The organism is Thermohalobaculum sediminis, from assembly GCF_023487995.1.
Taxonomy (GTDB): domain Bacteria; phylum Pseudomonadota; class Alphaproteobacteria; order Rhodobacterales; family Rhodobacteraceae; genus Thermohalobaculum; species Thermohalobaculum sediminis.
The window spans coordinates 180,185-192,405 of the sequence record NZ_JAMFKN010000007.1; the positions used below are offsets into that span (position 1 = coordinate 180,185).

General features: G+C 72.3%; 8 protein-coding genes. 7 read left to right on the forward strand and 1 reads right to left on the reverse strand.

Annotated features, from left to right (window positions below):
- Positions 1 to 45: 45 nt before the first annotated feature.
- The 4 genes from M1105_RS15010 to M1105_RS15025 are packed head-to-tail and all read left to right on the forward strand — an operon-like array spanning position 46 to position 5,172.
- Positions 46 to 1,023, forward strand: coding sequence for an ABC transporter permease (locus M1105_RS15010; protein WP_249581190.1), 978 nt, complete (start codon positions 46 to 48; stop codon positions 1,021 to 1,023).
- Complete coding sequence (locus M1105_RS15015; protein ID WP_264759651.1) at positions 1,020 to 1,910, forward strand: ABC transporter permease; 891 nt, start codon at positions 1,020 to 1,022, stop codon at positions 1,908 to 1,910. Before M1105_RS15010 ends, M1105_RS15015 begins: the two co-directional genes overlap by 4 nt.
- Positions 1,907 to 3,538, forward strand: coding sequence for an ABC transporter ATP-binding protein (locus M1105_RS15020; protein ID WP_249581191.1), 1,632 nt, complete (start codon positions 1,907 to 1,909; stop codon positions 3,536 to 3,538). The genes M1105_RS15015 and M1105_RS15020 overlap by 4 nt, the downstream gene beginning before the upstream one ends.
- Positions 3,535 to 5,172, forward strand: coding sequence for an amidase (locus M1105_RS15025; RefSeq protein ID WP_249581192.1), 1,638 nt, complete (start codon positions 3,535 to 3,537; stop codon positions 5,170 to 5,172). The genes M1105_RS15020 and M1105_RS15025 overlap by 4 nt, the downstream gene beginning before the upstream one ends.
- Positions 5,173 to 5,176: 4 nt before the next feature.
- Here the strand turns inward: M1105_RS15025 and M1105_RS15030 are convergent, their stop codons facing one another.
- Positions 5,177 to 7,384: a N,N-dimethylformamidase beta subunit family domain-containing protein gene (locus M1105_RS15030; protein WP_249581193.1), complete on the reverse strand. Its 2,208-nt coding sequence runs from the start codon at positions 7,382 to 7,384 to the stop codon at positions 5,177 to 5,179.
- Positions 7,385 to 7,465: 81 nt separating this feature from the next.
- Between M1105_RS15030 and M1105_RS15035 the strand changes: the two genes are divergently transcribed.
- The 3 genes from M1105_RS15035 (at position 7,466) to pdhA (ending at position 12,220) form a co-directional block, all read left to right on the forward strand.
- Positions 7,466 to 8,383 carry a DMT family transporter gene (locus tag M1105_RS15035; protein WP_249581194.1) on the forward strand — a complete coding sequence of 306 codons (918 nt, stop codon included), beginning with the start codon at positions 7,466 to 7,468 and terminating at the stop codon, positions 8,381 to 8,383.
- A gap of 94 nt (positions 8,384 to 8,477) precedes the next feature.
- The gene (gene acsA, locus M1105_RS15040) at positions 8,478 to 10,223 is read left to right on the forward strand and encodes an acetate--CoA ligase (RefSeq protein ID WP_249581195.1); all 1,746 of its coding nucleotides are present in this window, start codon (positions 8,478 to 8,480) and stop codon (positions 10,221 to 10,223) included.
- Complete coding sequence (pdhA, locus tag M1105_RS15045; protein ID WP_249581196.1) at positions 10,220 to 12,220, forward strand: pyruvate dehydrogenase (acetyl-transferring) E1 component subunit alpha; 2,001 nt, start codon at positions 10,220 to 10,222, stop codon at positions 12,218 to 12,220. Before acsA ends, pdhA begins: the two co-directional genes overlap by 4 nt.
- Position 12,221 lies beyond the last annotated feature (1 nt).

Below are 12,221 nucleotides of genomic sequence, written 5' to 3' on the forward strand. Positions count from 1 at the left end.
CGCGGCCCCCCGCCATCGGGCCGGGGCGCCCGCGCGGAGGACAGCATGACCGGCCGGCTTGCTCTTATCCTGCGCCGTGTGGTGCAGGCGATCCCGATCCTGCTCGCGATCGTCATCATCAACTTCCTGCTGCTCAAGCTCGCGCCCGGCGACGCCGCTGACGTGCTGGCGGGCGAGGCGGGCAGCGCCACACCCGAATACATGGCCGAGCTGCGCGCCAAGTTCGGGCTGGACCAGCCGGTGCCGCTGCAGCTCGCGCAATATGTCGGGCGGGTGCTGATGCTCGACTTCGGCTATTCCTTCCGGCACGAGATGCCGGTGATCGACCTCATCCTCGCCCGGCTGGGGCCGACGCTGATCCTGATGGTCACGACCATCGTGATCGCGGTCGGCTCGGGCGTGCTGCTGGGGCTGCTGGCCGCGACGGGGCTGAACACCTGGCGCGACAACCTGATCTCGATCCTCGCGCTGGTCTCTTACGCGACGCCGCTGTTCTGGGTGGGGCTGATGCTGATCGTGGTGTTCTCGATCAACCTCGGCTGGTTCCCGACCAGCGGCATGGAGGAGGTCGCGGCCTTCCACACCGGCTGGGACCGGGTGTGGGACATCGCGCATCACCTGGTGCTGCCGGCGGTGACGCTGTCGCTGTTCTACCTCGCGCTCTACACGCGGCTGATGCGTGCCTCGATGCTCGAACAGGCAGGGATGGACTACGTGGTCACCGCCCGCGCCAAGGGCCTGTCGGAGCGGCGGATCACCTTCCGGCACGTGCTGAGGAACGCACTCCTGCCGGTCGTGACCATGGCGGGGGTGCAGGTCTCGAGCCTGATCGGCGGCTCGGTCATCGTCGAGACCGTGTTCGGCTGGCCGGGGCTGGGGCAGCTTGCCTTCGAGTCGCTGTTCGCGCGCGACCTCAACCTGCTGATGGGGATCTTCCTCCTGTCGGCCATGCTGGTGCTGGTCGTGAACCTCGCCGTCGACATCCTCTACACCTTCCTCGACCCGAGGATCGAAGCACGATGAACGAGCTTTCCGAAACCCTTCCGCAGGGCGCGGCGCCGGGGCGACTTGCGCGCCTCGCCCGCTTATGGCGGCTGTTCGCCCGCAACCGGGCGGCGCTGTTCGGCCTTGCGATCCTCGCGGGCGTGGTGGCCCTCGCCGCGATTGCGCCGGTGCTCTACCCCGAAAGCCCGTTCAGCCTTGCCGGGCGGCCGATGTCGCCGCCCTTCGGCGACTGGCTGTTCGGCACCGACACGCTCGGCCGCGACGTCATGGCGGGGATCGCGCATGGCGCGCGCACCTCGCTGATGATCGGGCTGGTGGCGACGCTGGTGGCGGTGGTGTTCGGCACCACGATGGGGGCGCTGGCGGGCTATTACGGCGGCTGGATCGACGACCTGCTGATGCGCATCACCGAGGTGTTCCAGACGATCCCCTCCTTCGTCTTCGCGATCCTCCTGGTCGCGATCATGAGCCCCTCGATCCAGTCGATCGTGATCGCCATCGCGGTCGTGTCCTGGCCGGCGCTCGCGCGACTGGTGCGGGGCGAGTTCCTGTCGCTGAGGAACCGCGAGTTCGTGCAGGCGAACGTGCTGATGGGGATGCCGGACTGGAAGATCATCCTGGTGCAGATCCTGCCGAACGCGCTCTCGCCCATCATAGTCGCGGGCTCGCTGATGGTGGCGACCGCGATCCTGATCGAGTCGGGGCTGTCCTTCCTGGGTCTCGGCGACCCCAACGTGATGAGCTGGGGCTTCCAGGTCGGCGCGGGGCGCACGGTGCTGCGCCGGGCGTGGTGGATCTGCACCTTCCCGGGCTTCGCGATCCTGTTGACCGTGCTGGCCATCAACCTCGTCGGCGAGGGGCTGAACGACGCCCTGAACCCGCGCCTGCGCGAGGGCAAGGCATGAGCGCGCCGCTGATCGACATCCGCGGCCTGCATGTCAGCCTGCCGCCGGGCTCGGACCGCCCCTACGCGGTCGAGAACCTGTCGATGACGCTGGCGCCGGGCGAGATCGTCTGCGTGGTGGGCGAGTCGGGCTCGGGCAAGTCGCTTACCGCGCGCGCGATGATGGGGCTGTTGCCCGAGCCGCGGGTGCGCGCCTCGAAGGGCCAGATCCTGTTCGCCGGGCAGGACCTGCTGACCCTGACGCGGGCCGAGCGGCGGCGGTTGTGCGGCGAGCAGCTGTCAATGGTGTTCCAGGAGCCGATGACGGCGCTGAACCCGCTGATGACCGTGGGCCGCCAGATCGAGGAGGTGCTGATCGTCCACAGCGACCTCGGCCCAGCCGAGCGGCGCGAGCGGATCCTGGCGCTTCTGGCCGAGGTGCAGCTTCCCGACCCGCCGCGGATCATGGCGTCCTTCCCGCACCAGCTCTCGGGCGGGCAGCGCCAACGCGCGATGATCGCCATGGCGCTGATCATGGACCCAAAGGTCCTGGTCGCCGACGAGCCCACCACCGCGCTCGACGTGACCACGCAGGCCCAGATCCTGCGTCTGATCCGCGAGCTTCAGGACCGCCATGGCACGGGGGTGATGTTCATCACCCATGATTTCGGCGTCGTGGCCGAGATCGCCGACCGCATCGTGGTGATGCAGCACGGCCGCGTGATCGAGACGGGCGAGGCCGACCAGATCCTGAACCGGCCGGAGGCGCCCTACACGCGCGCCCTGATCCGCGCGATCCCCAGCCTCACGCCGCGCCCGCGCGCGCGGGCGGAGGCACGCGGCCTGATGAAGGTGGACGGTCTGACCAAGACCTACCGGATGGGCGGCTGGCCCGCGAAGACGCGCGAGGTCCACGCCGTGCGCGATGTCGACTTCACGCTCAGGCGCGGCGAGACGCTGGGCATCGTGGGCGAGTCCGGCTCGGGCAAGTCCACGGTCGCCCGGATGCTGGTGCGGCTGATCCAACCCGATGCGGGGGTGATCGACCTCGACGGGATCGACCTCGCGGGGCTCTCGAAGGCCGCACTCAAGCCCTACCGGCGCCGGGTGCAGATGGTGTTCCAGGACCCCTATGCCTCTCTCAACCCGCGTAGGCGTGTGGGCGACATCATTGCCGAGGGGCCGGTGACGCAAGGCGCGCCGCATGCGAAGGCGCAGGCCCGGGCACGCGAGCTGCTGGGGCTCGTGGGGCTGAAGCCCGACATGGCCGAGCGCTACCCCCACGAGTTCTCGGGCGGGCAGCGCCAGCGCATCGGGCTTGCCCGTGCCCTCGCCATGGACCCCGAGGTGCTGGTGGCGGACGAGCCGGTCTCGGCGCTCGACGTCTCGGTGCAGGCGCAGGTTCTCGAGCTCCTGGCCGAGATCCGCGAGCGGCTGGGCCTCAGCATCGTCTTCATCACCCATGACCTGCGGGTGGCGGCGCAGGTCTGCGACACCATCGCGGTGATGTCGAAGGGCGAGATCGTCGAGCACGGCCCCGTCGCCGATGTCTTCGCCGACCCGCAGCACGCCTACACCCGCGAACTGCTGGCCTCGATCCCCGGTCGCGAGTGGCAGATCCCGGAACTGGCGGAGGCCGCGAGCGCATGACCGACATGACCGACTGGGGCGCGGTGCTGGCCCGGCAGGGCGTGCCCGAGGCGATGATCGACGGCGCGCGCGCCATGGCCGCGCGCCACAGCGCCGTAGCCGAGGGGCTGGCGCACGACCCGGCCGAGCCCGCCGATCCTTCGGTCTTTCCCGCGGCCCTGGCAGCCGAGGCCGCGCGCCCGGCAACGGGAGGCGGTGCTGCGCCCGCGCCCATGGCGCCCGCGCCCGCCGACGCCACGCTGGGCGCGGGGGTCGAGGCGATCGCAGCCCTGGTGCGGAACCGCGCCGTCTCGGCCGTGGAACTGGCCGAGCGGCATCTCGACGCGCTCGGCCGCGTGGGCCCGCGGCTCAACGCGGTCGCCCGGCTCGAGCCCGAGGCGGCACTGGCGCAGGCGCGCGCGATCGACGCGCGGCTCGCGCGCGGCGACGAGGTGGGGCCGCTCGCCGGCGTGCCGATGGCGCACAAGGACCTCTACGGACGCGAGGGCTGGCTGCTCGAGGCCGGCAGCCGCATCCTCAGGGGGCATGTCGCGACGCGGACGGCGACGGCGATCCGGGCGCTCGACGCGGCGGGGGCGGTCGATCTGGGCCGGCTCAACACCGTCGAGTTCGCGCTGGGGCCGGACGGGCGCAACGCCCACACGGGGCCCGTGCGAAACCCGTGGAACCCCGCGCATCTGCCGGGGGGCTCGTCGTCGGGCTCGGGCGCCTGCGTGGCGGCGGGCGCGGTGCCGGCGGCGCTTGGCTCGGACACCGGTGGCTCGATCCGCCTGCCGGCCGGGGCCTGCGGGCTGGTCGGGCTCAAGCCCACGGCCGGGCTGATCGGGCGGTCGGGCGTGTTCCCGCTCGCGGGCTCGCTCGACACGGTGGGGCCGCTCTGCCGCAGCGTGCGGGACGCGGCGCTGCTGACGCAGACGATGGCGGGGTTCGACGCGGACGACCCGCAGTCGCAGCACCGCCCGCCCGTGGACCTGATGGCGGACATCGAGGACGGGCTCGCGGGCCTGAGGATCGGGGTCGCTGAGAGCTATTTCTTCGACCCGCTCGACGAAGCCACGCGCGCGCAGATCGGGGCGGCGGCGGATCTGATGGCGGCGGAAGGCGCGCGGGTCAGCCGCGTCGCGATCCCCGGCATCGAGCTTGCGAACCGCCTCAACGTCGTGCTCATCAATGTCGAGGCGGCGACGCAGCACCGGGCCTGGCTTGGGACCCGCGCCGCCGACTACGGCCCCGAGACGCTGGGCCGGATGGCCGCGGGCCTGTTCGTCAGCGCGCCCGCCTATCTCGCCGCGCTGGGGCGACGGGCACGGCTGCTGCGCGCGGCACTGGATGGACCGTTCGGCGAGGTCGATGCGATCCTCGCCCCCGTCTGGCCGTTCGAGCCGCCGGCGATCGACGCGGACGCCGGCGCGCCCGGCGTGCGGGCCGAGGATCTGGGCCACTGCACCCGGCCCTTCAACTACCTCGGCCTGCCCGCCGTCACCCTGCCCTGCGGTGTCAGCGCGAACGGCCTGCCGGTGGGCTTCCAGCTGGTCGGGCGCCCCTTCGCCGAGGCCACGATCCTGCGCGCCGCGCGCGGCTACGAGCGGGCGCGGCGCTTCCTCGACGAACACCGCCCCGCCGTTACGGCCTGATGCCTCAGCCCGGCATCGCGAAGGGGGCGGGGTCGAGGAAGCGGCGCACCACGTTCTCCATCATCCGCGACACCGGGTTGTGGAACCGGTCGTGCGGCAGGCTCCCGCAGAAGGTGATCGAGCCCGTCGCGAACACCGCGCCGCCTGCGGGTGTCTCGTAGAAGACGATCTCGGCGCGGATCAGGTCGCGCGCGGGTTCGCCCGGCAGGGTCACGAGGTGGGTGAGCTGCTCCTCGTGCACCAGCACGAAGCGCTCGGAATGGCCTTCCGACCGCGCGAGGATCAGCGCGTGGGCGGGCGTGCCGAGGCGGGTGTCGGCGCGGTCGAGCTCGAAGCCCGCGGCGCCCCCGCCCGAGAGGCCGAAATCGCCCAGCACCTCGCCCTCGACCCCCTCGAAGATCCAGGCGGCGCGGGGGTCGCGGGCGCCGGGCGCGAGGCGGTAATGCGAGCCCTCGAACGTGCCCTGCGCCGAGAAGCCAACCCCCGCAACCGACTGCGGCGGGCGCCCCTGCCGCCGCCACAGCCCGCCATAGGCGCCGTCGAAGGCGTTGAAATACTCGCCTGGCTCGGACGCCCAGGCGCGGATGCCGCCCTCGCCGCGGCGGATCTCGATGGCCTCGGGCATCTCCGGGTGGCGGGCGACGCGCCAGTAGAAGCCGTTGCCGCCAAGGTAGCAGAACCGCCCGCCGCCGTTGCGGTAGTCGACAAGGGCGTCGAGGGTCGCGGCCGTGTGATACTCGGGATGCGTGGTGGTCAGCAGGGCGCGATAGCCCGCGATGGCCCCGAGCCCCTCGGCGTCGAGCTCGTGGTCGGTGATCACGTCGAAGGCGATGCCGCGCGCGTCGAGCCATGCCAGCAGATGCGTGTCGGCCGAGAAATGCCGCAGGCCCGAGCCTGCCCGGTCCACCTGGTTGAGATAGCCGGGCCGCAGCGTCATCAGCGGGCGCAGGTGCGAGGAATGGCACACGCCGCTGCCATCGGAATGGGTGTTGTAGGTCGAGAACCCGTATTCCGGGTGATCCGAGGGGAAATGCCGCCCCATGCCCAGTTCCGCCGCCCGCGCGCGGTAGGTGTCGTCGAAGTCGGGCCGGTCGAAATTGCCGTAGACGACATAGGTGAAGGTCGGGATCAGCACGCAGAGGTCGGCGCCGCGCCGCCCGCGGGCGGCGGGGACGAAGAAGGGGATCGTGTCGGCCTCGCCCCCGCAGGTCAGGCGCATGCCGTAGACGCCGCTGGGCAGGTCCGCGGGCACCGTGAAGGTGAAATCGGTCTCCCACCCACAATCGGCGAGGTCGGTGTCGTGGAAATGGATCGCGCCATACTGGTCGGGCGCGTGGCGCCAGCACATCTCGCGCCCGGTCCATGCGGCCCCCGTCATGCCGCGCGCGGGCAGGTTGACGAGGCGGCCGTCGAGGCGGTTCGGCCCGGTGTCGCGGATCGCGGTGCCGGGAATGTCGCGCGAGAAGTCCCACCGCGCGACCGGCGCGCAGCCCGCCGCGTCGCCAAGCACGCCCGCGGGCAGGCCCAACAGGATCGCGGGCGCCTCGATCTTGCCGTTGAAGTGCCGGACCGACCGACCGGTGCCATCGACCCCCAGCGCCGCGATGTGCCAGCGCGGCGCCAGCGGCACGGGACCCGGCGGGATGCTGCCCGTGGCCCGCGCGACCTCGGGGCGGCCGAAGGGCGGATGCAGCGCCTCCTGCCCCACCTCGACCGCGCCCGTCGCGGGGTCGATGCTGGCGCGGAGCCGCGCCCAGTGCCGAGTTGCGAGGGGGCGACCGGTCGATACCGCGACCGGCGCCTGCCCCGCCCTCCCGATCACCACCATCGCGGCGCCGGTCTCGTCGAGCCCCAGCGCCACCCCCGCCCCGGTTTCGGGGTCGAAGGCCGAGAACACCGCCTGCGCGCCCCTGCCCGGCAGGGTCGGCCAGACCATGGCCTCGAGCGTGACTGCACCTGCCGGCTGCACCCCGGCCTCGACCACCGCCATCGAGCCGATGTCATGGGTCTGCACCCGCGAGGGGAATCGACCCGAAAAGACATGGCCAAGGTCGTGCTCGATCCGCCCCGGCCCCGCGGGATTGGGGTCGCCGCAGACGATGCGCACGAGCCGGGCGTCATAGGGCCCCTCGCCCGAGGACGATATGCGGAAGGCGATCGCCTCGCCCGGGCGTGCGGACAGGCGGTCGGTATAGCCGGTGAGCGGGATCATGCTATCCTCGGGGAAATTCTCGACGGTCGTCGCGCGACTTTGCCCGCGCGGCCGGCGCGCCGCAAGGAAAGCCCCCGCCCGATGAAGGATCAGCCCGACCACGACCCCACGCGTGCCCGCGGCGACGCGAGGGGCGGCGGCATGGGCGATCTCGCGCTGATCGGGGTGATCGGGCTACTGTGGGGGCTCAACTGGCCCGCGGTCAAGACGATCCTCGCCGAGGTCGAGCCCTGGACCCTGCGGGCGGTCGCGCTGCTGGCCGGCGCCACCTGCCTCGCCGCGATCGCGCGGCTCAGGGACGAGAGCCTCGCCCCCCCGCGGGGCGAGGCAGGCCGGCTGGTGGCGGCGGGGCTGTTCACCGTGTTCGGGTTCAACCTCCTGACGGCCTTCGGGCAGCTTCTGACCGAGACGTCGAAGGCCGCGATCATCGCCTTCACCATGCCGGTCTGGGCGGCGATCCTGTCGGCCATGATCCTGGGCGAGCGGGTCGGCCCGCGCCGCACGGGCGCCATAGCGCTGGGGATGGGGGCGCTGGCGCTGCTGATCGCCGAGGATCCGGTGGGGCTGGTGGCCGCGCCCGCAGGGCCCGCCTTCATGCTGGGGGCGGCGCTGTCCTGGGCGATCGGCACCGTGCTGCTGAAGGGCGCCGCGCCCGGCATGGGGCCGGTCGCGCGCACCACATGGCTCGTGGGCGTGGCCGCGCTGCCGGCGGTGGTCGGCGCCCTGATGTTCGAGCGGCCGTGGGAGGCGGCGCTGCCCTCGGCGCCGGTGCTGTGGGTGCTGGCCTTCCACATCGCGGGGCCGATGGTCGCCTGTCATGCCGCCTGGGTGGTGCTCGTGGGCCGCCTGCCGGTTGCGGCGGCAACGATCGGCACGCTCCTGATCCCGGTGGTGGGGGTGCTGTCGGCGGGGCTCTTGCTGGGCGATCCGGTCGGGCCGCTGCGGCTTGGCGCGCTGGCGGCGGTGGCGGGTGCCGTGCTGCTGGCGATCCGGCGCTGAGGACCTGCCTCGCACGGGTTTGACCCCGATCAAGACGCCGCGCCCCGGTCTCGGGCTAGTCTTTCGCCCGGAACGCCGCGGGCGGAGAGTCGCGATGGCCTGGGAGACGATCCACAAGACCGAGGCCGAGCGGCGGGCAGCCCGCCTGCCCGACCCCGAGACCGCGCGGGCCCGCTTCACGTGGGAGGACGCGCGCGAGATGCTCGACGGCCTGCCGGGCGGCGGGCTCAACATCGCACACGAGGCAGTGGACCGCCATGTCGTGGCCGGCCACGGCGCCGACACCGCGATCCGCTGGCTGGGCCGCGAGGGCGGGTCTCGAGACCTCACCTACGCCGAACTCGCTGCAGACGCCGCGCGGTTCGCGAACGTCCTCGCCGGTCTGGGCCTGGAGCCGGGCGACCGGGTGTTCGCCCTCATGGGGCGGGTGCCCGCCCTCTATGCCGCGGCGCTGGGAACGCTGAAGGCGGGGATGACCTTCACGCCGCTGTTCGCGGCCTTCGGCCCCGAGCCGATCCGCTCTCGGATGGAGATCGGCGCGGCCAGCGTGCTGGTCACGACCGGCGCGCTCTACCGGCGCAAGGTGGCGGCGTGGCGCCACGATCTGCCGTCGCTCAAGGCCGTGCTGATCGCCGACGACGACGCACCCGAAGGCTGCATCGCGCTCGGGCCCGCCATGGCGGCCGCGCCCGACCGCTTCGAGACCGTGGCGACGGGCCCCGAGGACATGGCGCTGATCCACTTCACCTCGGGCACCACGGGCAAGCCCAAGGGGGCGGTGCATGTCCACGGCGCGGTGGCGGCCCATGCCGCGACAGGCGCCTTCGCGCTGGAACTGGGGCCGGGCGTCACCTACTGGTGCACCGCCGATCCGGGCTGGGTGACCGGCACCTCCTACGGCATCATCGCGCCGCTGGTGCATCGCGCGCGGATGATCGTGGACGAGGCCGAGTTCGAGCTCGAGCGCTGGTATGCGACGCTGGCGCGCGAGCGGGTCGAGGTCTGGTACACCGCCCCCACCGCCATCCGCATGATGATGCGCGCGGGCGCGGATGCGGCGCGCGGGCACGACTTCTCGGCCCTGCGCTTCCTCGCGAGCGTGGGCGAGCCGCTCAACCCCGAGGCCGTCGTCTGGGGTCGCGAGGTGTTCGGCCGCCCCTTCCACGACAACTGGTGGCAGACCGAGACCGGCGGCATCATGATCGCCAACACGGCCGCGATGGACGTCAAGCCGGGCTCGATGGGCAAGCCCCTGCCCGGCGTCGAGGCCGGGATCGTCGCGCGCGCCGACGGGGGCCTGCGGGAACTCGGCCACGGCGCGATCGGGGAACTGGCGCTCAGGCCCGGCTGGCCGTCGATGATGCGCGCCTATCTGGGCGAGCCCGCGCGCTACGCGAAGTGCTTCGCCAACGGCTGGTACCTGACCGGCGATCTCGCGATGCGCGACGGCGACGGCTATTACTGGTTCGTCGGGCGGGCGGACGACCTCATCAAGAGCTCCGGCCACCTGATCGGCCCCTTCGAGGTCGAGAGCGCCCTGATCGAGCACGACGCGGTGGCCGAGGCCGCGGTGATCGGCCTGCCGGACGAGACCGCGGGCGAGGTGGTCAAGGCCTATGTCACGCTGAACCCGGGATTCGAGCCGTCCGAGGAGTTGGAGCGCGACATCCGCGGCCATGCGCGCAAGCGGCTGGGGCCGGCGGTCGCGCCCCGCGAGATCGCCTTCCGCAAGACGCTCCCCAAGACCCGCTCGGGCAAGATCATGCGCAGGCTTCTGAAGGCGCGCGAGCTTGGCCTGCCCGAGGGGGACCTCTCGACGCTGGAGACCGACGAGACATGAGCACCGACCTCAAGCCGCACCTCACGCGCGCGCACATGCTGGAGCTTCTGCGCGGCATGATCCGTATCCGCCGCTTCGAGGACCGCTGCGCCGAGCTCTACACGCGCGAGAAGATCCGCGGCTTCCTGCACCTCTACGACGGCGAGGAGGCGGTGGCGGTGGGATCGATCCCGGTGCTGGAACCCGAGGACCGCGTGGTCGCGACCTATCGCGAGCATGGGCACGCGCTGGCGCGCGGCCTGCCGATGACGACGGTGATGGCCGAGATGTTCGGCAAGGCTAGCGGCTGCTCGGGCGGGCGCGGGGGGTCGATGCACCTGTTCGATGCGGCCACGAATTTCCACGGCGGCAACGCCATCGTCGGCGGCGGGCTGCCGCTGGCGGCGGGGCTCGCGCTCGGCGACCAGATGCGCGGCGAAGCCCGCGTGACCGCCTGCTTCTTCGGCGAGGGGGCGGTCGCGGAGGGCGAGTTCCACGAGACCATGAACCTTGCCGCGCTGTGGCGGCTGCCCTGCCTCTTCGTCTGCGAGAACAACCTCTATGCGATGGGCACGGCGCTTGGGCGCTCGGAATCGGTCGCCAGCATCCGGGACAAGGCCGCCTGCTACGGCATCGAGGCCGAGGAGGTGGACGGCATGGACGTGGTCGCCGTCGAATCCGCCACCCGCCGGGCGGTGGCGACGATCCGCGAGGGCGGAGGCCCGCGCTTCCTCGAATGCCGCACCTACCGCTTCCGCGCCCATTCGATGTTCGACGCCCAGCTCTACCGCGACAAGGCCGAGGTCGAGGCGTGGCGCAGCAAGGGCCCGATCGTGCGCTTCCAGGGCTGGCTGATGGAAAACGCCCTGATCCACGCGGACGACGTGGCCCGGATCGAGGCCGAGGCCGAGGCCGAGATCGACGCCGCCGTGGCCTTCGCCGAAGCAGCCGCCTGGGAGCCGCTGGAGGACCTCACCCATCACGTGGTGGCCGAGGCGCGCCCCGCGCCGCCGCCCCCGCCCGCGCAGCCCGGCAACACCGTCGAGACCACCTACCGCGAGGCCGTGCGCGCGGCGATCATGGACGCGATGATCCGCGACGAGCGGGTGTTCCTGATGGGCGAGGACGTGGGCGCCTATGGCGGCTGCTATGCCGTCTCGAAGGGCCTGATGGCCGAGTTCGGGCCCGATCGCATCCGCGACACGCCGCTGTCCGAGTCGGGCTTCACCGGTGCCGGGATCGGGGCGGCCATGGCGGGGATGCGCCCGATCGTCGAGCTGATGACGGTCAATTTCAGCCTGCTCGCGCTGGACCAGATCCTGAACACCGCCGCCACCATCCGGCACATGTCGGGCGGCCAGTTCGGGGTGCCGCTGGTGATCCGCATGGCCACCGGGGCGGGGCGGCAGCTGGCGGCGCAGCATTCGCATTCGCTGGAAGGCTGGTATGCCCATATTCCGGGACTGAGGGTGCTGGCGCCCGCGACGCTTGAGGACGCGCGGGGCATGCTTTGGACCGCGCTGCAGGAGCCCGACCCGGTGCTGATCTTCGAGAACGTGATGCTCTACAACCGCGCGGGTCGGATCGCCGCGGACGCGGGCGCCGTCGAGATCGAGCGCGCCGCGGTGCGCCGGCCGGGGCGGGACCTGAGCCTCATCACCTATGGCGGCTCGCTGTGGAAGACACTCGAGGCCGCCGAGGCGCTGGCGGCGGACGGCATCGAGGCCGAGGTGATCGACCTGCGGGTGCTGCGCCCGCTCGACGATGCCACCATCCTCGGCTCGGTCGCGCGCACGCGCCGCGCGGTGGTGGTGGACGAGGGCTGGCGCACCGGCTCGCTGTCGGCCGAGATCGCGGCGCGGATTGTCGAGGGCGCGTTCTGGTCGCTCGACGCGCCGGTGGGCCGTGTGTGCTCGGCCGAGGTGCCGATCCCCTACCCCAAGCATCTCGAGGATGCCTCGATCCCGCAGGTGCCCGCCATCGTCGCGGCGGCGAAGGCCGCGCTGGGGAGGTCGTGAG